The sequence below is a fragment of the Shewanella sp. GutCb genome, from assembly GCF_002836135.1.
In the GTDB taxonomy this organism is placed as follows: Bacteria; Pseudomonadota; Gammaproteobacteria; order Enterobacterales; family Shewanellaceae; genus Shewanella.
Genome location: NZ_PJBL01000002.1, coordinates 225,400 through 249,395 on the forward strand (window position 1 = coordinate 225,400; position 23,996 = coordinate 249,395).

A 23,996-nucleotide genomic window follows, 5' to 3' on the forward strand; every position below is an offset into this window, starting at 1 on the left:
GGTAAAAGCCGGGGTAAACCAAAACTAGGATGATGGTTTGAAGGCTAGCATTGTTTTAGTTCTTACACTTCAGCCAGCATTGAATCAAAACTGCGTTAAGCTGATCTGTATAGCACAATAAAGAGGGGTCATTCTCAACTCTGCTATAGGACTCAAATCATTTTGAACCAACTGGCTCCAATTGTATTAAATTAAGAACAAACTGCAACCTAAACAATAAAAACCAGCATTAGTAGCCACTAAATTGGCACTGACTAAACAACGGCCAGTGCAACTTAACTATCTGATTTGAAATACTTTATATTAACTTACAACTAACAGAGATAAACATTGTTCTAAATATAAAACAATGTTTTCTATATTTACTTACGTTTTGCATACAATTCTTTATATGGGTCATCCCAATAAGGTGGGCTACCGATATGATCTTTAATGAAATCGATGAATGCGCTGACCTTTGGTGCTAAATGTTTACGTCTTGGATATACGGCTTGTAAAGGCAGATGATTGGTCAGTTGCCACTCATCAAGTAATGGCACTAACGTGCCCTGAGCAATTTCATCTTCCAATAAATAACTGGCAAGATAAACCACACCTAAGCCACTCACTGCTGCTGTTTTTAGCGCAGGTGCATTATCGACTCTAAAGTTGCCCGATACGCCTATCTCACAATAATCATCGCCTTGCTTAAACTGCCAAACACTATGCTCATGCCACTCACCTTGATAAACAAGACAGTTGTGATCGACCAGCTGTTCAGGTCGGTTTGGCATACCATGTTGCTCAATATAAGAAGGAGAGGCTGCCAATAAGAACTGACATTTCATCAGTGGTCTTGCAACCATGCCAAGAGGTAACTGCTCAGACATCGTCAGTAATAGATCTAAGCCTTCACTGACTACATCGACCTTGTGGTCAAGGAGGCTGACTTGCAGTTCAAGCTCCGGGTGTCTTGCCATAAATTCTGGTAAAGCAGGAATGATATGCATAGTACCAAAAGACTGTGAGATACCCACCTTCAAGACACCACGAGTAGCATCATTTAGGTTATGTACGCTGGCAACAGCCTGATCTGCATCTCTTAGCAGCTCTTCACCTTGCACATAGAGCAAATGACCTGCTTCAGTCAAACTTAAACTACGAGTAGTACGCTGAATAAGTTGAACGCCAAGCTTATGCTCAAGATCTGCGACCTGAGTACTCACTTTTGACTTAGATATTCCTAACTTTCGTGCCGCAGCGCTAAAACTGCCCGCTCGAGCTACATGAGTAAAAATTGCGATTGGTTCTAAAAGTTCTAACATGTAAATCGCCTTAAGGTGTTTACGAGAGTAATAGTACTTCCATCGCTAAGATAAGCCACCAAGGCCAACAATACCTTATAGAGCAATACCTTAAGAGAATATATGTACGCTAGCGTAGAGTGATGATTATTCAACCAAAAAGTGGTTTTTGTTTTTATTCTTAGAAGTATACCAAAAAAAACTTAGAACTCATCATATATGTACTTTTGTACTAGCATGTAGTGAGCATTCATACTGGCATACAGAACAATAGGATAGCGTTAGATAAGAGGATACAGAGTCAGTTTCGCTTGCTGCTATCGATTTAAGGCACGGTCAGTTAAGACGTTAGCATAGGGGAAAAACGAAAACCCCTGCACAAAGGTGGGATGCAGGGGTTGTTGCAATTTAGCTCAGCAACACAAGAACTATTTTTACCAAGGAGTTTTGGATCTAAAAATAACGATTAATGTTTACTCACGCATTTCTTTGTTTGCCGTCGCTATCAAAGAGTACTTTGCTAATTCAGGTATTTGAGTGTGTAGCTCTTTCTCTAATACCACTAAAGACTTAAATCTCTTACAGAGCTTTTCACCACGAATTTCAAGATCTTGTGCTTGCCCTTCCATTTGCAGCTCTATGTCATCGCCGATTGATTCCATTTTGGTTGAAAATGACTCCATTTTCTGCTCAAACGAACCGCCTTCACCCGACATCATTTCGCTTCCTAGCGTCATCACCATAGTGCCGATAGAGTTTTGGGCTAGCTGCTCCATCTCTTGCTCAAACTCTTCTCCAAATGCATTTTCAAGCGAAGACTCGGTTGCACCAAGGTAAAATGTGTCACCATGCTGATAGGCCACATTTTCAATGCGCTGTTGCAAACCATCCATCATTTCATCAATTTTAGCGCCAGTTGCATCACCTAACAAAGGAGTCAATGCCATACTCACCGCTGTCGAAGCCATTGCTACGGCATCATTAACAAGCTCGATAACCTCGGGAACTTGAGCAGAAACCTCATCGGCGTATTGGTTTACCAATGCTTGCTGCTGTTTGTTAAGCGGTACTTGTTCACCATTGACAAAAAGCTTATTCATTTCAATTCTGTACTGTTCTTTACCGACTTCACTTACGGTCAATTTTTTCGGCTCAACTGTAACGTCGTAATTTAACGATACTTCACATTCATTTTTAAAGTGCTTATCTGAATCTTCATTTGCATTAACTATTTGCACACTAGAGGCTGACAGTAGTACAGCGGATACACCAACAGAGGTAAGTAGTCTTTTCATTGCTTTAGTCCTTTATCGCCTTGTTAATATCATGTTATATATAATAGATAATGCACGTAACATGCCAAAGAACATAAGTCATTATTATAAAAGGATTAGTGGAATTAAGGGTGTGACTTTATTGATAATAGGATAGGAATAATTAGCCAATACTACGAACTATTGGCTAATTATTACATTAGCAGATGAGTTAAAGCAGGAAATTAAAAAATTGAACGACCAAGCGTTTGGCAAAGTGTCTCTAGCGCGGCAGTTCCAGCAAGAGAGTTACCATTAGCATCGAGTTCCGGTGACCATACACAAACAGACATATCCCCTGGAATAACGGCAATAATACCTCCGCCAACGCCACTTTTTCCGGGCATACCAACGCGATAAGCAAACTCACCAGCGCCGTCATATAAACCCGAAGTGGCTAACAAAGCATTTAACTGCCTAGTTTGTACCGGTGTGATCAGTTGTTTTCCAGCGAGGTTTTTACCTCTGTTAGCGAGGTATAACATTGCTTTAGACAGATCAGCACAACTCATTCTCAAAGAGCAATAATGAAAATAACTCTTAAGAACGGTATTAACGTCATTATTAAAGTTACCGAACGACTTCATCAAATAAGCGATAGCAGCATTACGCGCACTGTGTTGATATTCAGAATTAGCAACGACTTTGTCGTAACCCACTCTTGGATTGTCACTGAGCTCACGTACAATTTCTAACATTCGCTGCTTTGGCGCACCTAACCGACCTTGCAACAGGTCAGCAATGACCAAGGCACCCGCATTAATAAATGGGTTTCTCGGTAGCCCTTTTTCTAACTCAACTTGCACTAGAGAATTAAAAGATTGTCCTGATGGCTCTTTACCAACACGTGACCAAATTTCAGGCTCTTCGTAATGCATTAACGCCAGTGTTAAGCTAAATACTTTTGAAATACTTTGAATTGAAAAGGGCTCGAGATAATCCCCAGCCCCTATCGTGACACCATCTCTGGTGGTCACGGCTATACCCAGTTTATTAGCATTTACCTCAGCAAGAGCAGGAATGTAATCTGCAACTTTACCCTTACCTAAAAGAGGTCGTACTTTCTTCACGACCTCCTCAAGTAATGCCAATTCAGGCATTAGCTCCACCAAATATCGTATAGCTCACCGATTTCGACATCTGCAACAGGTTGGCCTTCGAAGAAGGTTTTAACTGCAGCTCGGTCTTCATCTGTACATTTACCGATATCTTGAGTAGCAATAATACCTTCCCACTCTTTATGTCCGCCGCCATGGAACCCAAGATCTCTAGGTTCAATAATTGTCTCGATGAACTGATCAACAATTGAATCAATCTGCTCTTCAGTTACAGACTCATTGAAAGTCCAGTTTGTATCGAATCCAAACTCTTGAAACTCATCAACGCGTAACTTTTTACGTAAACGACGACTGCGATTAGCTGCCATGGTGGAACTCCTCAATGGTGATAAATAAAAACTAAATTAACGAACTATATAACGCTTAGACACGCTCAAACATAAGGTCCCAAACGCCATGACCTAAGCGATGACCACGTGCTTCGAACTTTGTTAGCGGACGATGTTCAGGACGCTCAACAACATCACCTGTCGCCGATTGGTTTTTATAACCAGGCGCACTGTTCATGACTTCTAACATGTGCTCACTGTAGTTTTCCCAATCTGTCGCCAGATGGAACACGCCACCCACTTTAAGTTTGTTGCGGATAAGCTCAGCAAAAGGTGCCTGTACTATTCTACGCTTATGATGACGTGTTTTGTGCCACGGATCAGGGAAGAATAACTGCAACCTTGCCAAACTTGCATCGGCAAGGCTGTTTTCTAACACTTCAAGCGCATCATGATGATACACGCGCAGGTTAGTCACCCCAGCTTCTGCCGCGATAGACAAACAGGCGCCAACACCCGGCTTATGTACTTCAATACCGATAAAGTTTAACTCTGGAGCCGCTTTAGCCATTTCAACTAATGAAGCGCCCATACCGAAACCGATCTCAAGCACGGTGTCAGCTTCACGACCAAAAACCTCGACTAAATCGATAGGTTCAGGCGTATAATCTAGGCCCATGGCTGGCCATTGTTGCTCCAACGCTTGTGCTTGCCCTTTTGTAAGGCGGCCTTCTCTTAATACAAAGCTTCTTACTTTGCGAAGGTATTTACCTTCTTCATTGAATTCAGCGGTTGTTACTTCGCTCATTTTCGCCCTCGCTTAAGATAGCTATTAATTTTAAAAGAAAGGCATTATCCAAAGTTAGACCTTTAGCGCAAGCCTTATTGACGCAAAATTATACCCATTATTTCAGTTTGTGCGAGTTACAGAGCTACTTTTACAAAAAATACTCGATTAACGGGTCAATCTAGCGCTATTTCACCAGGCTCCCTCACGTTGAAAGCAAAACCGGCCCCCTTATCAATGAACAACTGCAACTTGTTTAAATCGCCACTGGTAGTTACACTGCGGCGATGAAAACTACCCCACTCTTTTCAGACCGAATTATTAGTTGGTACGATGTCCATGGTCGTAAGCAACTCCCCTGGCAGCAAAGTAAAACCCCATATAAAGTATGGATATCAGAGATTATGTTGCAGCAAACCCAAGTTGCCACGGTTATTCCTTACTTTGAAAAGTTTATCGCGCGCTTCCCAAACATCGACACTTTAGCGTCAGCAGACCAAGATGAAGTGCTGCATCACTGGACTGGCTTAGGTTATTACGCCAGAGCACGTAACCTTCATAAAGCCGCCCAACAAATAGTTGAGCAACATCAAGGTATTTTCCCTGTCGATTTTGATGATGTACTGGCATTGCCAGGTATAGGTCGCTCGACAGCTGGTGCTGTTCTGTCGTTATCGCTTGGATTAAATCACCCCATCCTTGATGGCAACGTAAAACGTGTGCTTGCAAGGCATGGCAAAATCGAAGGTTGGCCTGGCAAAAAACCGGTAGAAGATAAACTTTGGCTGCTCACGCAGCAATTAACGCCAAACGTAGAGATTCAAAAGTATAATCAAGCAATGATGGATATCGGCGCAACGGTATGCACTCGCTCTAAACCCAATTGCCCAGCTTGCCCCGTTGCAATTGACTGCCAAGCTCAACTCTCGGGCCGCCAGCTGGAATATCCAGGTAAGAAGCCTAAAAAAGTCATTCCGGTAAAAGCTGCATGGCTACTGGTATTAGAGCAGCAAAATAATGTCCATTTGCAAAAACGCCCACCGAGTGGGATTTGGGGTGGACTTTGGTGTTTTGCTCAATTTTCGACTAAAGATGAACTAGACGAGCATTTGAGCAATCAAGCGTACGATATTAGTCATCGCGAGGATTTGGTTGGCTTTAGACACACCTTTAGCCATTTCCACCTCGATATTCAACCCGTTTTAGTATCAATAAACAAGATTAGCGATAACCAGATCATGGAACAAGACTCCTCTGTCTGGTATAACTTACCTCATCCACCTAAAGTTGGTTTAGCCTCAGCGACTGAGCGGATTCTAGCGAGTTTAGGTTCTGTATTAAATAAGGAGTAATCATGGCTCGCACAGTAAATTGCGTATATTTTAAAAAAGAAGCTGAAGGCTTAGGATTTCAGCTTTACCCTGGTGATTTAGGCAAGCGTATTTTCGACAATGTGAGTAAAGAAGCTTGGACGCTTTGGCAATCAAAGCAAACCATGCTTATCAATGAAAAGAAACTCAACATGATGAATGTCGATGACCGAAAATTCCTAGAAGTGCAGATGGTTAACTTTCTGTTTGAAGGAAAAGATGTCGAGATCGAAGGCTTTGTTCCTGAAAAAGACGACGAATAGCACATATTAAAAAAGCGCCGAAAGGCGCCTTTTTTTATGGCTTACAACGTAACAATACGATTACTGACGCATACCTTCAACGACGAGGTTTAAGCTAACGTGAGAAGATGCTGGGCCTAAATCCATTTTAATGTCGTAATCTTTTAGCGCAAATTCAGTGCTACCGGTAAATCCAGCACGATATCCGCCCCAAGGGTCACTTCCCTCTCCTATTGCTTTTGCATCAATCGCTAATGGTTTGGTCACACCGTTTAAGGTGAAATTCCCCTTTAGTACAAAGTTACCATCACCTTTATCGTCAACCGAGGTAGATTCAAACGTCGCAGTAGGAAATTTTGCAGTATTTAAAAAGTCCGGACTACGTAAATGTTTATCACGTTCAGCGTGGTTTGAATCGATACTGGTTGTATTAATGGTGACATTGACCTTTGAATCCGCAATCTTGCTTTGATCAAATGAGAAGTCCCCTTCAAAAGTATTAAAACGACCTGCTACGAAGCTATAACCTAGATGGCTTACCCTAAACTCTATAGAGGCATGAGCACCTTCGGTGTCGATGACGTAATCTGCTGCTTGTGCCGTACTCACCATCATCAACGTTGTTGCCAATGCCGTTGCCAATAAACCCTTTTTCATTGTTATTTTCTCCATATAAAGATTAGTCATTTTTAATTTTGATTATTCTGAGTAGTGTTGAATCTTTATCGATAAAGTGATGTTTCAATGCACCAAGTGCATGGATCAGCACTAAACCGATTAAACTGTATGCTGCGTATTGGTGGATCACGCCGGCGATATCGGCTTGGTCTTCCATAAATACCCCAAGACTGGGTATTTCAAACCAATTAAATACCCATATACCTCGATCGTCAGCGGTAGAAATTAAGAAACCGCTAACCATAATGACAAGCAGAAGCAGGTATAAAACACCGTGCGTTATATGGCCTGCACTTCTCTCCCATCTTTTATGACTGGCTAAACTCTTTGGGTTGGGAGTGAACATTCGCCAGAATATTCTGCTAAGCGTCAGCAATAACAATATTAGCCCAACGCTTTTGTGTAGATATGGCGCCGTTTTGTACCATTCACTGTAATAAGTTAAATCAACCATCCAAAAACCAACGGCAAATAGGCCTATAACGGCTAAAGCAGAAAGCCAATGAAAAAGGATAGCGACTAGGCCGTAAGACTTTTTTGTATTTAAGAGCATTACGCCCCCTGAATTCATAAGATGAAATCATCATACATTCTATTTTAGGATATAAAATCAGCAAATATTGACCTTTACATTCTATTATTTCGAATGGTATTGCTTTTAACGGCACACATAAGCCTCACTATGCAGTGAGGTTTACGTTACTAGCGAAATAATGTGCCTTCTGCCACACCGTCAGTAATGCAGCTATTGTTCTTTTATTTAGAACTGCACACAAACTAAGCGAACAGTCACGCTAATAACAAAAAGCCCTTGCAGGATAAATCTCTGCGCTATAATATACGCGCACTCCAAACGATACAGGCTTTCAAAGCTTAGTTTGAAGTAACAAATCTAACGCATATATTTATATAGCTTAGTTGCCCGAATAGCTCAGTCGGTAGAGCAGAGGATTGAAAATCCTCGTGTCCCTGGTTCGATTCCGGGTTCGGGCACCAACATTTTATAATGAGTTTTTCTGTGTAAAGAGATAACTTATTAGCAAGATAAGCCGGCATAGCTCAGTTGGTAGAGCAACTGACTTGTAATCAGTAGGTCCCGAGTTCGACTCTTGGTGCCGGCACCATACAAACAAAAAAGCCACTCAATAGAGTGGCTTTTTTGTTTTCTAAACTTTCATTTTCTAAGCCTATCCCGTCCTCAGATAAGTTGACACTTTAGACCCCGATCCAGCAAATACCATCAATAGTAAGCATCCGCAGCTGATATTGAATATCTCGCTCCTCCACTACTCTTTTAATTAGTCGTGATATACAAGCAGAAAAAGGCTAACTGTAGTGGTCAACTAATTAGGTGGCCAAATTAACTATGCCACTACAAACTCACCTATAAACAAGCTCAAGAGCACCACTGCATTGTTTTTCTAGACTAATTAATCAGCAAAATAATAGCTTATAGTGATATTTTTGACTGTACGGCTATTTGTTAGGCAGTTATCGAAAAAAGCACTTGCGTGATTTAAAGCATCGCTATAATATACGCGCACTCCAAACGAGACAGGCTTTCAAGGCTTAGTTTGAAGTAACAAATCTAACGCATATATTTATATAGCTTAGTTGCCCGAATAGCTCAGTCGGTAGAGCAGAGGATTGAAAATCCTCGTGTCCCTGGTTCGATTCCGGGTTCGGGCACCAACATTTTATAATGAGTTGTTTAACTTATTAGCAAGATAAGCCGGCATAGCTCAGTTGGTAGAGCAACTGACTTGTAATCAGTAGGTCCCGAGTTCGACTCTTGGTGCCGGCACCATAAAAACAAAAAGGCCACTCATTAGAGTGGCTTTTTTGTATCTGGCGATTATCAGCTCAGTAACCATTATTGATGCGCTTTATAACGACTACAGACACTGCAAATTAGATTTTACTACCTCACCCCTCAATTAGCCCCAACTTCAACAGCACAACCGCCTCTCAACGCTAACATTAAACATTGCTGATATATGTATATCCAAGACAGTTGGACATTCAGTATTAAGTGGAAGTTTAATCTGCTTTAAGCAAGATCAATAACATGCCCTACACGACTGACATTCCCCCCATCCATGAAGAAAGCTTGGGTGGGTAATGATTGCAGCCTTGGAAAGGGAGCTGCATTCCTACATCCACACGCCAAGTGTTAAACTCGCGAAACGCCTCTTAAAGAAGTATTTCCAAGTCGTTTAGATATAACGGCACTTTCCTATGTTACAAAAACAAAAAAGGGAGCCAATGGCTCCCTTAAGGTTAGTGGGTTTTAACAAACATACTTACCAACTACGCATCTTATGACCCTTTAGGGCGTAGAACAAAATAAAGAGGTAGCAAGGTAAGCATACCCAATAAGCGAGCTGTGTATTCTCAGCAAAGTGAGCAACCTTACCAAATATCAAAGGTAGGATGGCTCCACCTGAAATCCCCATAATCAACAACGCTGAACCTTGCGCCGTGAACTTACCTAAGCCTTCAAGTGCTAAAGGCCAGATTGACGGCCAAACTAACGCATGAGCCAGTCCCATCATGGCTACGAAAGTAACAGTATTAGGAATAACGGGGATCCCGCTCCAGCCCCATAAAACCTCTGCAATCACAGTACTTTCTGCAGAACTCATTGTTACGCCAATAATGCATAAGATACCGGCAATCGCCGAACCTAATAACGCTTTTTCCTGACTAATGAACCTGGGGATACAAGTTACGCCAATAATGTAACCCAATACCATAAAGACCATTGTATAAGAGGTTAACGATGCGAAGTTATTCACCCCCAAACTAGCCCCATACAAACCAATCGTATCGCCAGCGATCACCTCGACCCCCACATAAGCAAAAAGAGCTAAAGCACCTAAGATAACTTGTGGGAAGTGGGTAATACTGCCTTTACTTTGATGCTCTGCAGCTTCTTCAAACTCTAATTCAGGTAATGATGAAAACTTAACTAAGCCAATGAGAAAAGTCAGTGCCACTGCCATATAAATATAGGGAGTTATCAATCTTGATGAGAGTTCGTTAATTTGCGCGGTACGTTCAACTTCGGTTAACGCCGCTAAATGATCTGCGGTAAAGTTTTCAAAACCAGACAAAACCAATGCCGTAAACAACAGCGGCACGATGACTCCTGCCCCTTTGTTAATCAAGCCCATGATACTAATACGCATCGCAGCACTTTCTTTAGGACCAATAAGCACCACATAAGGGTTAGAAGCAGTTTGCAAGATAGTTAAGCCAGTGCCTAATACAAACAATGCGCCTAAAAACAGCATAAAGTTCGCGCTCTGCGCAGCAGGAATAAACAACAACGAACCGACTGCCATGATAGCGAGGCCAATAGCCATCGCATTTTTATAACCCGTTCTTTTAAGTATCGACGACATCGGCAATGCCATCACTGTGTAGGCAATATAGAACGCAAACGTCACAAATAACGCTTGAAACTCATTTAGCTCACAAATAATTTTAAGGAATGGGATCAAAGAGCCGTTAAGCCATGTCACAAATCCGAAGATAAAAAAGAGCACACCTATAATGAACATAGGCAGAATACTGCTCTGAGGGCTGGCTTGGGCCTGAGTCGATGCTGTCATGTATTTCTACCTGCTTCTTATTGTAATTAAATTTATGATAACAGCGTGACTTGTTATCCCATCCTTCATTATATTGAATTGCCAACAACAGATTTATATCTGTTTTTAGTGTCTACCATTGGCTTTTGTTTCATTGATGTTAAAACATTGCGACCAAAAAGACAACGCTGTCATTTGTATCGTTTAACAATTTATATCCATAGAGGGACATTGCACTATCAACTATGCAACCACAACCGTTAAGCATCGTAATCACAACCCCTTAAACTTTGATGAAGATTGAGCGTTTATACATCCAATAAAGCACCAGCCATTGCACTAGTAATAACGCTATCACAGCGATAAGACTTTGAGCAGAAACGGGGAACCATTTTATCACCCCACCAAACAAGCTATCCGCGGTGTACTGCCAATTGACAATGCTTGTCGCTAAGTAGATCACAATAGCATTACAGCCAATCACGATAAAAGGAAATGCCCATCTGCTTAGCCTCATAACATCAATAACACCAAAAAATAGCGCTAACAGCAGCAAGCTCCATCCAGAAGTCACCAGTACAAAACTACTGGTCCACAATGTTTTATTGACAGGAATGATGGGAGAGATCAACCAACCAATGCCTAATAACGCTAAACCTAGCATGGTCATCACAGCGACTTTAAACCCTTCACCTTTCACATGTGATTTAACAATAAAATGACCGACAAACACGCCAAACAAGCCATTAACCACCGCCGGGATTGTCGATAAGATCCCCTCAGGATCAACGGCAGCATCTTGATAAATCACGCCAGGTAATAATAAGCTATCGATGGCCGCATTAATCGACCCTGTTGCAGTGAAGGCGCCAGAATTATCAAGGGTCAAAAAGGGGAAAAGCTGCAATAAGCTGTAACCAACCAAAATAGCGATCGTTAAGATCACTTGGGTTCTCAGGCTTGTATGCCAAACTAACAGCGCACAGAAAAACCAAGCAAAGGCAATGCGGCCCAATACACTGGCATAGCGAATATCACCAAGTGCCATTGGGAACCCCGTGCCCCAACCATGGTTATAGACCATGCCTAGCAACAACAATAAGGCTAATCGTTTAATCCCATGCTGATAAAGCGGCATACGCTCACGCATTGGCAGTTTATCTAGGCGTTTGGGCGATAGCCCAAGAGCCACACCAGATAAAAAGATAAACAGTGGGAAAATCAGGTCATAAAAAGTAAAACCATGCCAAGGGCTATGGTGCATTTGCGCGTCTAACCATTTAAAGCCACTCCATCCCGTGAGTAGCACAAGGCCTGCAAATATCGCCTCGCCGCCTAAAATCCAAAACATGTCAAAACCACGCAGTGCATCAAGAGACTTAAGCCTTACTTTTTGTTTTTTCTCGTTCGAGCAAGCCTGCGGCCGGGTGTCATTTATTATTGTCATTAGAAACACTCTTTAAGCAAGTAGATGAACTGGCTACTGCTAGCTCATCGTAGATAATAAAAAGCCCCTATAGCATGCGCTACAGAGGCTTAGAAAAAGCTAAGGCAACAAGTAGCCTTTACGAGCTTGCATAAATCAACTGACCCGCGATAAAGGTTTGCTGCACCTTAAACTGATCATTCATCACCACTATGTCTGCTCGCTTTCCTGTCGCAAGTGAGCCAAACTGCTGACTAATCCCTAAAAACTCTGCGGGATACATTGACGCCATTCTCAATGCTTCTTCTGCAGAGATATCTAACATTGAAATAGTATTTGCCACTGCACCAGCCATATCAAGGACACAGCCAGCAAGTTCGCCAGTAACGGCATTTAACCTATCACCGACACGTAATACTTGCGTGCCAAATAACTCAAAACTCACCTCGCCATCAAGCCCAACGGGTGGCATAGCATCGGTGACTAACATGACTTTTCCCCGCGGCTTGGCATTAATGGCCACTTTAGCAGCTGTAGGATGAACATGATGACCATCAACAATCAGTCCACACCAGGCATCAGTACTTTCAAGCGCCGCACCGACCATTCCAGGGTTTCGAGAACCAAAAGCAGACATCGCATTAAACAAATGAGTAAAACCAGTAGCGCCTGCATCTAATGCCGCTTTGACCGTATCATAGTCAGCATTAGAATGGCCAAGACACACTTTTACATCAGCCTTAACTAACGCTGCAATGACATCTGGAGAGACGTTTTCAGGCGCAAGTGTGACCACTTTTATGCCTAGGTCTTGACGGCTAAAAATATTAAGTTCGGCATCTGAAATACGCCTAATATGCGGCTGAGGGTGTACACCCTTTTTCGGTACCGATAGGTGTGGCCCTTCAAAGTGCACTCCAATCACACCAGCACTGCCATGCTCAATGGCATCAGCCACCGCATCCGCAGCTTGCTCCATAACACTAAAATCATCAGTAATTAAAGTGGGCAAATAAGCGGTTGTGCCAAACTTTGCGTGTGCTTGCCCAATCGCCTCAATTCCTTTCCTCGTCGGTGATGAATTAAATAATACGCCACCACCGCCATTGACTTGTACATCAATAAAACCAGGGGTAATGCTACCGTCAACCCGTGACTCTTTTGCGCCTTTTACGGTATCAAAAGCAAGAATATGTCCATCTTCAACGGTGACAGGTAGATCATGATGAAACTGCTGACCATCAAAAATACGGTCTGCGATTAATGTTTGCTTCATTTGCAACTCACTCTATGTATTGACGATACCATCAACGAAATAAAAACAGCTTATCGCGCCTATTTTTTAGCATGCTCCTGCTGGGCATAAAATGCAGCACCCCATTCTGGCGGTCTTAATGTGGGCGACATTCTAGCCGTGACGTCATCATCTAGCCATGGTGCTAGCGGCTCAGCTAGCCCACCAATCATCGAAAAACGTGGCGGTGTGATGGCAAAGAGCTTTCTCGCGAGCTCACTAATATAACTAGCACCTTCACGTACAATATCCTGAGCCACGCCATCTTTGCGCTGTGCAGACTCAAACACCATGCGCGCTAATTTGGCATAAGTACTAGAAGATTGACCTGCCAAATTCTCAACGATACCCATCGCATTATTAACATTGAAATGAGTAAATAGACGCGAGGTGAGTATGGTTTTTTCGCCGAACCCGTCCAAGTCTAATAATGCTTGTTCACTGGCTTTTTGCCCAAGCCAAGCACCACTACCTTTATCACCTAAGCCAAAACCATGGCCGCCTAAGCAAAGCTCTTTACCGCCAACATGAGCATAACCACAAGAGCCCGTTCCGGTAATGATGACTGCGCCATCGCCACCTTTGTGCGCGCCGATACAGGCAGTATGAAGATCTGTGGTGAGATACATGCAAGCAAATGGGTGTTGCCAGTCCATCACATCTTGGAAAAATCTAGAGACATTAACACCCGCTAGCCCCAGCCCCGCGATTAAACGCTTACTGTCTGTACTTTTAAGCCCTGCGTCAGCCAATGCAAGCTGAGTTGATTCTTCAATAGATTGGAATGTTTGAGCTAAACCATGCAAGGGATTTGCGCGCCCCGCAACACCGGTGCCCACAATGCTGAAATCGCCAGTATATATTGTTGCTCGACATTTACTGCCGCCACCATCAATGCCTATATACAAGGATGCTTCTTCCGCCTGGCCTATACCCATGACAAACCTCTTTATTATTTTAATATTTAGTGTTGAGCTGATCACTGCTCTTTACTAAGAAAGCCACTAAGTTAATCGTATGTTACAACACGAATGACAGCGTTGTCATTTAATTTTTCCATATTGCAATTAAAAACAATAAAAATGCAGTAGCGCCCCACCGTTACTGCATTTCAGCTTAGTAAATACTTACGTCGTTAAAGGTTTGAGGTAAATACTTTGTTACTTCACAATCAAACTACGACCTTTTCGCACACCGTCTGCAGCAATTGCTCTTACCTCAACGTCACCTTCGACCGCGACTCCGGCTTGATAGGCTTTCCATTTCTGCCCATTATCTCGATACTCAATCAATAAACCGGGATAGATTAGGTTTGCGTATAACTTGCCCTCTTTGATAACAGCGCCAACGGTGGGCACACGGTAGGCAATATTCGCCTTATCAAGCTTTATCAGTTCTTTATACCCTAAGGTATTCGCTATCGCCTGCCACTCTAACGCCTGTTGCTGACGCATTTCTGTCGTAAAGAAGCCACTTTGTTGATTGTAAACTGCACCTTGGTATTGATATGGGACTTCCCAGTTTGGTTGATGCCAAGCTTTCTCTGCCAGCATGATCACCCGGGGGAACATTAAATACTCAGCCACTTCGTCACTGCGAACCGTTTCGCTCCACAACTGGCCTTGAATACCACTGAATTTTGCAGTCTTTGATAACGGTTCGCTCAAGATTTTACCGTTTGCGTCACGCTTAACCCTGTCATCAGCTTCAAACGGCAATCCCTCAATATCGCCCCACTGCTCTGCATTGGCAGGCAAGTTCCCGCTCATAAAGCTGTGAACGCGCTGAGCATTATTATGCCTAATGCCCCAGTAGTAGCCATGCTCTTTGGGGTCGGCTTCATAGGGGAAGTCAAAGTAAAGTACTTCGGGCTGACTTAACACCACTTGCCAACCTAGATTCGCTTGTTGGTGTGCTCGCTTATGACCGCCATGGGCGACGATATCCCAAACGTTAGATTGAACATTTTTAGGCATATTTTCAGGACGAGTATGACTCATACCATCACTCCATCCTGCGGCTTTAATCCCTTTATCTGCCAACATTTGTGAAGTGCGCTCTATAAAATAGGCTCCAAGCTCACTGGTGCTTTTAACTCCTTTGTCGTTACTGGTAATAAACGCCTTACACATAGGTGATTCAAGCCACGCACCCGCAGTTTCATCAGCACCTATATGATATCGCGACAATGGAACGCCTGCAGTTTTATGCAAGTCCGCAATTTCATCAATGACTTTGTCGATAAAGTTAAACGTCGACTCCATACACACATTTAAGGTGTTATCGTCATAATATTGCACCGATGAATAAACCGTTTTGTCGTCACGGTCTGACAGTAAATATTGCTCAGCTTCTGCGGTTAAGCCAGCTTTCATCAGCTTACGATATCGCGCTTCCATTGATTTAATCGCTGCGCGTGAGTGACCAGGCATGTCCATTGATGGAATGACTTGAATTTGCCGAGCCGCTGCGTATTGCAAAATCTCAATATAATCAGCTTTAGAGTAATAACCGTTGACCTTTGTATCGCTAAAGGGCCCACTGCCCAATTGAGGCAACAAGCAGTTGTCCTCTTTTAAGTCGTGACAACGTTTGCTGCCAATATCCGTCAGTTCAGGAAGCCCATCAATCTCTAATCGCCAACCTTCATCATCAGCCATATGTAGGTGCAACTTGTTTAACTTATAAGCTGCCATTTGATCTAATAGATCGAGGATCAGTTTCTTACTGTGGAAATTTCGTGATACATCAATATGCATGCCACGAAAATCATAGCGTGGAGAGTCTTCCACCAGCATAGCGTTAACGGCCAGCGTATTGACATCAAGCAGTGATGTTAGTGAGGCTAACCCATATGAAAATCCCGCCTCATCATCGGCATAGATAGTGATCAGCTGTGGATTAATATCTAGTTGATAACTGCCAGAAACCCCTTTAATTGACAGCGGTAATAGCGTTATTGAGATACCATTTTCAGTTTCAAGCACACCCACTCGAGCCAAACGGCTAACTGCAGCGGCAATAGACTTTGGCGCTACTTCATTATAAGTTAGCTTGATCCCTTGTTTTAAAGAGACAGGTTTATCAGTACTACGAACTTCAACTTTACTCGGCGTCGGTAGAATACGGTTTTCAGCTAATTGAGGGTTCGATTCAGTCGCTATATTGTTACGATATAGAACACTCGATGTGGCCCACTCAACGGTATCGGCCGCCGTTCGCTTATAGTGTTTTACAGGGTCAGTAAAATCACTGACATAGGGACGGGTTTCCATGCCAGTTTCAGGATCTATGTGTACCTTAGTACTCTCAATTAATATTGGTTCTGAACCATTAGCAACGATATAGTAGTTCGGCATTGCGTCTGTTTCTGCCAGCTGCCAATTATCGCCTCTAAACTGAATCGTCTTTGTGTCGCCTTTGACCACACCTTTAAAGCCAATTGACGGCTCAATTTTATACAGATCACCTTTGATGTGGGAAATGGTAAATTCATCACCGACGATGGATTGAATCGGTCGCATCTGAGAAAAGTAAATGGCCCAATCTTTACTTTGAACATCGATAGGAAAAGTAAGGTCTATCTCAGCCACAAAGCACTTTCCACCACCCGCGACTTTGTCACATTGTTCATCAGCGACATTGGTTACCACGCGATAGGTCACCGCCAGAGATTGACCGATAATATCGAGTTGTTGCTGCGTCAATGCGTCAGGGGAGCTGATGCTAACATCACTAGCCACAACGGTTTCAACATCCTTTTGAGCACATGCAGTCGTTGCCAATACCAGGCTAACGGCCGCCACTATCAATCTTGTTTTCATTACTACCCTCTATTATATATTTTATAGGTGGAACGATTTCATCAAGTCTCGTAATTTCTCCCCCTGGTGAAATAACCGAACACTCGATACTGCATGTTTTTCACTATCCATTGATGCTCAACCTGACACTGCAACTAACTCACCCAAACTGCCCAATATTCCAGCTGTTACTTCAGTCTCGCAGCACTGGCGATATCTAAGTTCATATGGTTAATATTAGATACAATTATGGCCACGTTACCTAGCAAAACTTTAATCTCTTTAGAGTGAGACACCGCGTTATTAGACAAGCTTTGGCTAGATCGTATTATCGAAACCGTTTCTGTCACGCTATGCTGAACCCGCTAGATCATTTTTTGGATTTCACCCGTTGCTTGTTATGTCTGACTCGCCAAGGTTCTAGCTTCATCTATATTGCCTACCAGCGACTCTTCAACTTTACACTTTTGCTTCATCTCGGTTGCCACAACTTTAGCTTGATACTGAGATAGGTATCATTAGGCTAGCGCTATTATTAATATATAACCGAGTCAAATGGGTCTCGCTGTCCTAATAAAAAAATGGCCGAGCACTTATCAAGTACTCGGCCCACATTAGTTTCCGGGGAGAGACTATAGGAATAACAAACGCTATTTTATTTGTTAAAAAACACGAACTAGGAGACCTCATCCTATTCATGAAGACCTTACAAACAACTTGTCACACAAGCAGATGACAACGCTGTCATTGGTAAACATACACAAAGAGAAACAAGATATCTACATTTTTTTGACATCTAATGTGTGGTTTTTTAAAACAAAATCATTGATTAAAAGTAAAACTATATAAAAACAGTAACTTAATAAGTTTAAAATGATTATCTGAACACTAAAAAGCCCAATTAATAACAGTTTTGATATATCCACGTCACTTAAAAATGTGTTTATGCGGGCGTTTAATGCAACCTAGCGAAGTAATGATTGTTTCACTGATAAAATGAATACTACAGAATAAATTCCGCCCTAAAATCATAGTGTCACCAAGCAACGAAGGCATGGAACAGTCCTACTTCTTATTACCGACAGAGTATAGCCAGCGCACGAAAGCAGAACGCGGTATCTTTTCATTATTGTTGAATAGATAATTTAAAAAGGAAATAACCACTCCTAAACCAATATTTACCGGTTGTTTGGGCCTGTTCCCCGCTAAGTTAAAGCTCTTTTTCGTAATGTGGATAATTCGCTTTCGAATAAAGGTGTTGATTGATAAATAGCTACAGCGTCAATTGCTAAGCCAACACTCTTAAATTCGTTGCTTTCAGCTCTCACCTAAAGCAGTTACATTTATCATAGCACCTCAAATTGACAGCGCTGTCAAAACGCGCTACAAATACTTCACAAGCGATAAACATCTTTAGCTTATCTATTAGGTAAATAGTACTTTGAGCCCAAGTGTTATTGCATAATAAATAGAATAAAAAGCTATATAAAATAGTGAAAAGGATTAATAAACAATGAGTAAAAGTATTGCCCCATTAAACTCAGACAAACACCTTCAGATTAAGATTACCGAATCAACAGATTACCGAAGATTTGCAGATCAACACCTTATTCCAGTGGTATTCCATGAGTTTCATCATTTAGCATCAGAGTTTCCGCTAGTTTTTGTAAAAAATACTGAAACTGGGCAGTTTATTCCAGTCGCACTAATGGGGATTAAAAACGGTGTTAACTTGTATTGTCAGCAAGATAATTGGCTGCCTGTTATACGACCATTAGGTTTTAATAATGCCCCTTTGTCATTGGTAAAAACCAATGAACAAAGTGAAGATGTGATGGTTTGTATTGATGAAGATAACAAGCTGATTGTGGACAATAGTGGTCATAGACTTTTCAATGACAATAAAGAGCAATCTGAATATCTAAAATCCCGAACTCAAGCCCTTTTAGATATAGCATCATATAGCCAACAAACGGCCAATATTTGCCAGTTTTTAGCGTCGAAAGCGCTACTCACACCTAAGCAACTTAGCGTTAAATTATTAAAAAATGAGCAAGTCATTAATATTGATGGTGTTTATATCGTTGATGAGAAACTGCTTAATAATTTAAGCGATGAAGAGTTTTTAGTTTTGAAAAACAAAGGGCTTCTATCACTCATCTATGCTCATATCATCTCTTTGCAACAGCTTCCTAGACTAATAGAAAAACAAAACCAGTACGATAAGAGTCAATAATTTTATATCGCGTCTCTGTCGCAGTGAAAGCTTAACATTCACTGCGACTCGCGGCTTAAAAGCTAAAGCTTCTGCAATCCGTATTGTTTAATTTTCTCAAGTAGTTCTCTGTGATTGGGTAGCTCTTTAACCAATTGCCGAGTCACTTCCTCTAATCTTTGGCCCTGCTTCTCAATATGAGCTAATTCATCAGGTAGCGAAATCTTGCAGTCGGGTGTTTTATTCATTCCGAACAAAACATATAAATAGTTTTCTAAATCAAAAACTTCGAACTTACTAAAGAAATCTTCACGATTGGGAGCAAAATCTTGCCATAGTGATAGACGTTTGATTAGTTCTACAGACATGGTTTTTGGATCACGATTATCGATCCAAAATTGCGAGTCGCTGCGATCGGACAAACAATAATGCAGCTTAATAAAATCAACGACGCGTTCCCATGCATACCCCATCACATGATTAAATCGGTCTCTCACTGCCGTCAACTGGGTTGCTGATGCAGGAAATCTGTCCGCTAAAAAACCCGCTGCAAAATCAGTTAATAGAATAGAGGTGGCCTCTAAGGGTTCTAGAAAACCTTGTGCTAAACCAAGAGCAACGCAATTTTTTTCCCAAGAGCGCTCTCTATAGCCCACGGTCATTGGCAAGGTGCGATGTTGATATTCTGCGAGCTTGCCACCTAGATACTTATCTAGCTTTACAAGTGCCGTGGCATCATCCATGTACTTTGTCGAGTAGACAAAGCCCACGCCCCTTCTGTGACTTAAAGCTATGTCCCAGATCCATCCGGCTTGATGAGCGGTTGCAATGGTAAAAGGTGGAATAACAGAGTCAGCATCAGTGGGCACTTGAACCGCGATAGCCTTATCGACAAATAGCTGATCTGCTTTACTGATAAACGGCACATGCAATGCTTTATCAATCAACAGAGAGGCAAAACCACTACAGTCGATATAAAAATCAAATTCGAGAGTGCCCGCTGTATCGGTCACTAGTGATTTAATTTCTCCCTCAGTACCCATAATCACATCGTTTACATTTGCACTGATATGTTTGACATTAAAATTGGCTTTTGCATTAACGCCAAGTAACTTAGCAAACTTAGCTGCGTTTAAATGATAAGCGTAACCTAAGTGCCCTTTATATTCTGCATCACTGATTGTCTTAGGGCTTTTATAGGCTTCACAGACAGCATGTTGTGGAGAAACAGCCTCTGCGTATGTTCCGGTCTTTCTTGACAACCATAAACGGGTTAAACCTTCAGTAACAGGACCTGGCATATCGAACAGATGATGATAAAAGTTATTCTCAGGATGTTTTACTTTATCCTGCCAATTAGCGAATTTTATTGATTGCTTAAACGTCACATCACAACAGCGAATAAACTCCGTTTCACTGATCCCAAAACTCTGTAATGACTGGCGTATAGCAGGAACAGTGCCCTCTCCGACCCCTATGGTAGGAATATCGGGCGACTCGATAAGCGTAACTGAGAGATGTTCATTACTAAGTGCTGCTTTGCCTAAATGATTTGCAGCAAGCCAGCCTGCCGTTCCGCCGCCAACAATGGCGATTTTTTTAATATCCATAAGATGTCTCCATATTAATTAGCGGCTAAATCAAACAATAATGTCTGCAATCTGACTTTCAAATAACACAGATTATTGGGATGAATTCGCTTCTATTCATCATGCATATTCTCTAACAAAAAACCCAGCTAATGCTGGGCTTTTATTAAATGTAATTTATATTTAGAAACGTAGCGCTACACCAACCTTATAACGAGCTTCGCCTTCAAAGCTCCATGCTGGGTAACCGTTTTTAAGCTCTGGTTTAACTTCAGCAGCATCTGGTGCGACACCAAGTTGAACACTGTCTTCTTCAAGCAAGTTAACCACTTCAAACGTCACTGATAAGTAATCAGTAATATTGTAGTTAGCACTCAAATCGACGGTTCCATAATCTTGGTGTTCACGGTTGCCGTAGAAACCTGGTAGCTCACGGATCATGTATTCACTACGCCAGTTATAAGCAACTCGAGCAGAGAAGTCTTCCATCTCATAATAACCCACTAAGTTTACGGTGTGCTTAGAAGAGTCAGAGAAGACACTCACTTGATCAGGGTAATTGTCAGCCGGAGCATCAGAATCTGCAAACGTATAGTTAGCTGAATAGCCTAAACCATTTTCAAATGAATCTTGAAGCTGAAGTTCAACACCTTGGATTTGGCCACCAGTACCGTTTTTCTTGGTTGACTTGGTCCAGCTATCTACACCAGAATCTGGGTCAACAATACCAATGCTCTGGTTAAGAATTTGGTTTGAGGTGACGAATGAACTGATATCTTTAATAAAGTAAGTTGCCGCAACAATACCGTCTGGGCTGAAGTACCACTCGACACCTAAGTCGGCTTGAGTCGCTTTAAAAGGTTCTAGTGCTATATTACCTGTATTGACAACTTCGTTGCCCGCAGTGCCGTCTTTATAACCCGCTAAAGCGGATGAGGCAAACATATCACCATAGTTAGGACGAGAAATAACCTGTGAAGCAGAGGTACGAATAATTACATCTGGTGCAACGTCAAATGCGACGTTAACACTTGGAAGTACATCGCTATAACTTGATTCCAGAGTGCTTAAACCATCTGCGTAAGAACCGTCTGATTGGAGGTTATAGTAATCAGAGGTTGCATCAGTAGAGATATAACGTAGACCAAAGTTACCGCGGATCCCGTCAGCTTCAAAATTAGCCATTAAGTATAATGCTAAGTTCTCTTCGCTAATCGTACCGTAACCTGACTTATAAACGGTGTTGTCTTTATCAAATCCAGAGATTGCCGCATTCGCATCTTTAAGCATTGCATCTAAATTTGGCTTAGGCAGTGTAAAACCGGCACCTGATGACACGGTACCTGAGTAATACTCAGATGCATCTTTTGCTGCAACATCAGCATTCACTATCCCAGGGAATGTTTCCTGCTTTACATCGTGGTCAGTCCAGCGCACACCCGTCTTGAATGAAGTAATAGCACCAAGGTCTACAGGAACAGTAACATCAAATTGTGCGTATGTTTCTTCATCTGAATTAGGCTGTTTCTTTAAAGACCAACCCGCTGGTGCCAGTTGGCCTTTAAAGTCTTCAGCGCCAAATGATTTATTTGCGATATCAATATTAATCACATCGCCAGTAGCATCGTATGTACCAACAAAATCAGATACGTCACCAATCCAACCACCATAATTTGATGTCATCTCAGTACCACCTTCAGACTTGGTGTTACCGACACGGCCTTCTAACGTATAGCTGTCAGCATCGTACTTGAAATCCAAATCATATGTGTTTGAATCCATGCTCGCTTTACGGGCCCAAGTCTGAGCCCAACCAGGATTCGCGGCCAAACCATCACGACGGTAGAAGGTACAAGTGCCAGATGAATTTTTCTGCTCACAAATTTCATCTTTACGATTATCGCCATCTACGATGCTAGGGAACATAGTAAACAACGATGTATTTGCATTATTCGCTTTCATATCAAGCGTCATGATATTTAAGCCAAACTCCAAATTGTCTGTTGGGCGGTATTGGAATGCACCATTGATAGCTGTACGTTCTCTATCTTGCTCAAAAGTTGTTGGAACAATGTCACCCCAACCGACGAGAGATTCGATACCATTGCGCTGATAAGATGTTTCTGACGCTGCTGCAGAGACTAAGAAACCAAAGCTCTCATTTTCATTTTTCCAGCTATATAAGCCAGAAAGTTCTGGATCTGTCTCTTCAGAAATAGTGCCGTAGTCGGCTTTAGCGCTGATGAAAATTGAATTGGAATCAAGATCTAACGGCTTACGGGTTTTAACAATTACCGTACCACCGATACCGCCTTCTGCGATATCAGCTTGAGAAGACTTGTATACTTCAATTGCACCGACCATTTCTGGTGGTAGAAGTGAATAGTTGAAACTACGGTCAATAGCTTGTTGGTCATACCAACCCGTAGAGGCAACTGAATGTCCGTTAAGCAATGTGCGTGTCAACTGGCTAGAAGCGCCACGAATTGAAACTTGCTGGCCTTGTCCAAACTGACGGTTTACAGCAACACCAGGAATACGAGCCAGTGACTCACCAACATCACCGTCTGGGAACTTACCGATATCTTCAGCAGTTACCGCATCAACAACTGAATCTGAAAATCTTTTTGCGTTAATTGACGCTTTCATTGATGCACGCATACCACGTACTTCAATTTTTTCGATATTTTCATCTGCTGCGACAGTTGCATCAGCATCAGCTGCCATGGCAGACATAGATACTGCGCTTCCGAGGAGTAGCGCAATGTTTGTAGCTAGTACATTTTTCTTAAAAGTAGATGGTCGCATCTCGTTTCCCTTCCATAACTTATTATATTTATTTTTATATCCATAACCATTCCCCAACCGGAATGACAACGCTGTCATGACTAGAGCAAACATTACACAATATTTAACAGCGACGCCACAACAAAATAACCATCGCGTCGATTATATTTATAAAAAACAACATGCGAGTAGAATGCAAAACATCATTAATCTTTAAATACAATCA

17 protein-coding genes and 4 tRNA genes are annotated in these 23,996 nt (G+C 42.1%); 7 read left to right on the top strand and 14 right to left on the bottom strand.

All coding sequences use genetic code 11. The annotated features are described in order from the left end of the window. Positions 1–362: 362 nt before the first annotated feature. The 5 genes from CXF86_RS02735 to trmB form a co-directional block, all read right to left on the bottom strand. Positions 363–1,304 (bottom strand): LysR family transcriptional regulator, encoded by a 942-nt coding sequence (locus tag CXF86_RS02735; protein ID WP_101090409.1) that lies wholly within the window; start codon positions 1,302–1,304, stop codon positions 363–365. A gap of 452 nt (positions 1,305–1,756) precedes the next feature. Continuing rightward, a complete protein-coding gene (locus CXF86_RS02740) occupies positions 1,757–2,578 on the bottom strand; it encodes a YggN family protein (RefSeq protein WP_102038290.1) in 822 nt (273 codons plus the stop codon). A gap of 203 nt (positions 2,579–2,781) precedes the next feature. Then, a complete protein-coding gene (glsB, locus tag CXF86_RS02745; RefSeq protein ID WP_101090411.1) occupies positions 2,782–3,696 on the bottom strand; it encodes a glutaminase B in 915 nt (304 codons plus the stop codon). Further along, entirely contained in the window at positions 3,696–4,022 is a 327-nt protein-coding gene (locus CXF86_RS02750) for a 50S ribosome-binding protein YggL (protein WP_101090412.1), read from the bottom strand. Before CXF86_RS02750 ends, glsB begins: the two co-directional genes overlap by 1 nt. Before the next feature lie 55 nt (positions 4,023–4,077). Further along, positions 4,078–4,791: a tRNA (guanosine(46)-N7)-methyltransferase TrmB gene (gene trmB / locus CXF86_RS02755; RefSeq protein ID WP_101090413.1), complete on the bottom strand. Its 714-nt coding sequence runs from the start codon at positions 4,789–4,791 to the stop codon at positions 4,078–4,080. A 266-nt stretch (positions 4,792–5,057) separates the two neighbouring features. Between trmB and mutY the strand changes: the two genes are divergently transcribed. Together mutY and CXF86_RS02765 are read left to right on the top strand one after the other, a co-directional pair. Beyond that, a complete protein-coding gene (mutY, locus tag CXF86_RS02760; protein ID WP_101090414.1) occupies positions 5,058–6,122 on the top strand; it encodes an A/G-specific adenine glycosylase in 1,065 nt (354 codons plus the stop codon). A 2-nt stretch (positions 6,123–6,124) separates the two neighbouring features. Then, the gene (locus tag CXF86_RS02765) at positions 6,125–6,403 is read left to right on the top strand and encodes an oxidative damage protection protein (protein WP_101090415.1); all 279 of its coding nucleotides are present in this window, start codon (positions 6,125–6,127) and stop codon (positions 6,401–6,403) included. Between the two features lie 60 nt (positions 6,404–6,463). On the opposite strand, the gene CXF86_RS02770 is transcribed toward CXF86_RS02765, so the two are convergent. Continuing rightward, positions 6,464–7,039, bottom strand: a complete 576-nt coding sequence (locus CXF86_RS02770; RefSeq protein WP_101090416.1) for a YceI family protein — start codon at positions 7,037–7,039, stop codon at positions 6,464–6,466. 22 nt (positions 7,040–7,061) lie between these two features. After that, complete coding sequence (locus tag CXF86_RS02775) at positions 7,062–7,613, bottom strand: cytochrome b (RefSeq protein ID WP_101090417.1); 552 nt, start codon at positions 7,611–7,613, stop codon at positions 7,062–7,064. A gap of 367 nt (positions 7,614–7,980) precedes the next feature. On the opposite strand from CXF86_RS02775, the gene CXF86_RS02780 reads away from it, so the two are divergent. From CXF86_RS02780 to CXF86_RS02795, 4 genes are all read left to right on the top strand, one after another. Beyond that, a tRNA-Phe gene (locus CXF86_RS02780) sits at positions 7,981–8,056 on the top strand. A 52-nt stretch (positions 8,057–8,108) separates the two neighbouring features. Next, positions 8,109–8,184: transfer RNA gene (locus tag CXF86_RS02785), tRNA-Thr, on the top strand. A 492-nt stretch (positions 8,185–8,676) separates the two neighbouring features. Then, positions 8,677–8,752 (top strand) — tRNA-Phe (locus CXF86_RS02790). Between the two features lie 39 nt (positions 8,753–8,791). Further along, positions 8,792–8,867, top strand: a tRNA-Thr gene (locus CXF86_RS02795). A gap of 496 nt (positions 8,868–9,363) precedes the next feature. Here CXF86_RS02795 and CXF86_RS02800 read toward each other — a convergent pair. The 5 genes from CXF86_RS02800 to CXF86_RS02820 all read right to left on the bottom strand — a co-directional run bounded on the left by CXF86_RS02800 (position 9,364) and on the right by CXF86_RS02820 (position 17,200). Further along, positions 9,364–10,677: a sugar MFS transporter gene (locus CXF86_RS02800; RefSeq protein WP_101090418.1), complete on the bottom strand. Its 1,314-nt coding sequence runs from the start codon at positions 10,675–10,677 to the stop codon at positions 9,364–9,366. A gap of 262 nt (positions 10,678–10,939) precedes the next feature. After that, entirely contained in the window at positions 10,940–12,094 is a 1,155-nt protein-coding gene (nagX, locus tag CXF86_RS02805; RefSeq protein WP_374702316.1) for a transmembrane glucosamine N-acetyltransferase NagX, read from the bottom strand. 127 nt (positions 12,095–12,221) lie between these two features. Further along, positions 12,222–13,358, bottom strand: coding sequence for an N-acetylglucosamine-6-phosphate deacetylase (nagA, locus tag CXF86_RS02810; protein WP_101090420.1), 1,137 nt, complete (start codon positions 13,356–13,358; stop codon positions 12,222–12,224). A gap of 59 nt (positions 13,359–13,417) precedes the next feature. Next, positions 13,418–14,314 (bottom strand): N-acetylglucosamine kinase, encoded by an 897-nt coding sequence (gene nagK, locus CXF86_RS02815; protein ID WP_101090421.1) that lies wholly within the window; start codon positions 14,312–14,314, stop codon positions 13,418–13,420. A gap of 222 nt (positions 14,315–14,536) precedes the next feature. Further along, complete coding sequence (locus tag CXF86_RS02820; protein WP_101090422.1) at positions 14,537–17,200, bottom strand: family 20 glycosylhydrolase; 2,664 nt, start codon at positions 17,198–17,200, stop codon at positions 14,537–14,539. 1,492 nt (positions 17,201–18,692) lie between these two features. Between CXF86_RS02820 and CXF86_RS02825 the strand changes: the two genes are divergently transcribed. After that, on the top strand, positions 18,693–19,415 hold the full coding sequence (locus CXF86_RS02825; protein ID WP_102038292.1) for a SapC family protein: 723 nt from the start codon (positions 18,693–18,695) through the stop codon (positions 19,413–19,415). 62 nt (positions 19,416–19,477) lie between these two features. Here the strand turns inward: CXF86_RS02825 and CXF86_RS02830 are convergent, their stop codons facing one another. Next, the gene (locus tag CXF86_RS02830) at positions 19,478–21,004 is read right to left on the bottom strand and encodes a tryptophan halogenase family protein (RefSeq protein WP_102038293.1); all 1,527 of its coding nucleotides are present in this window, start codon (positions 21,002–21,004) and stop codon (positions 19,478–19,480) included. 162 nt (positions 21,005–21,166) lie between these two features. Beyond that, a complete protein-coding gene (locus tag CXF86_RS02835) occupies positions 21,167–23,791 on the bottom strand; it encodes a TonB-dependent receptor (protein ID WP_102038294.1) in 2,625 nt (874 codons plus the stop codon). Positions 23,792–23,996 lie beyond the last annotated feature (205 nt).

Bases quoted from the DNA above. Each gene is read 5' to 3' on its own strand.
- glsB (WP_101090411.1), bottom strand. From the start codon at position 3,696: ATGCCTGAATTGGCATTACTTGAGGAGGTCGTGAAGAAAGTACGACCT.
- nagA (WP_101090420.1), bottom strand. From the start codon at position 13,358: ATGAAGCAAACATTAATCGCAGACCGTATTTTTGATGGTCAGCAGTTT.
- CXF86_RS02820 (WP_101090422.1), bottom strand. From the start codon at position 17,200: ATGAAAACAAGATTGATAGTGGCGGCCGTTAGCCTGGTATTGGCAACG.
- trmB (WP_101090413.1), bottom strand. From the start codon at position 4,791: ATGAGCGAAGTAACAACCGCTGAATTCAATGAAGAAGGTAAATACCTT.
- CXF86_RS02770 (WP_101090416.1), bottom strand. From the start codon at position 7,039: ATGAAAAAGGGTTTATTGGCAACGGCATTGGCAACAACGTTGATGATG.
- CXF86_RS02750 (WP_101090412.1), bottom strand. From the start codon at position 4,022: ATGGCAGCTAATCGCAGTCGTCGTTTACGTAAAAAGTTACGCGTTGAT.
- CXF86_RS02830 (WP_102038293.1), bottom strand. From the start codon at position 21,004: ATGGATATTAAAAAAATCGCCATTGTTGGCGGCGGAACGGCAGGCTGG.
- CXF86_RS02740 (WP_102038290.1), bottom strand. From the start codon at position 2,578: ATGAAAAGACTACTTACCTCTGTTGGTGTATCCGCTGTACTACTGTCA.
- CXF86_RS02835 (WP_102038294.1), bottom strand. From the start codon at position 23,791: ATGCGACCATCTACTTTTAAGAAAAATGTACTAGCTACAAACATTGCG.
- CXF86_RS02825 (WP_102038292.1), top strand. From the start codon at position 18,693: ATGAGTAAAAGTATTGCCCCATTAAACTCAGACAAACACCTTCAGATT.
- CXF86_RS02800 (WP_101090418.1), bottom strand. From the start codon at position 10,677: ATGACAGCATCGACTCAGGCCCAAGCCAGCCCTCAGAGCAGTATTCTG.
- mutY (WP_101090414.1), top strand. From the start codon at position 5,058: ATGAAAACTACCCCACTCTTTTCAGACCGAATTATTAGTTGGTACGAT.
- nagK (WP_101090421.1), bottom strand. From the start codon at position 14,314: ATGGGTATAGGCCAGGCGGAAGAAGCATCCTTGTATATAGGCATTGAT.
- CXF86_RS02775 (WP_101090417.1), bottom strand. From the start codon at position 7,613: ATGCTCTTAAATACAAAAAAGTCTTACGGCCTAGTCGCTATCCTTTTT.
- CXF86_RS02735 (WP_101090409.1), bottom strand. From the start codon at position 1,304: ATGTTAGAACTTTTAGAACCAATCGCAATTTTTACTCATGTAGCTCGA.
- CXF86_RS02765 (WP_101090415.1), top strand. From the start codon at position 6,125: ATGGCTCGCACAGTAAATTGCGTATATTTTAAAAAAGAAGCTGAAGGC.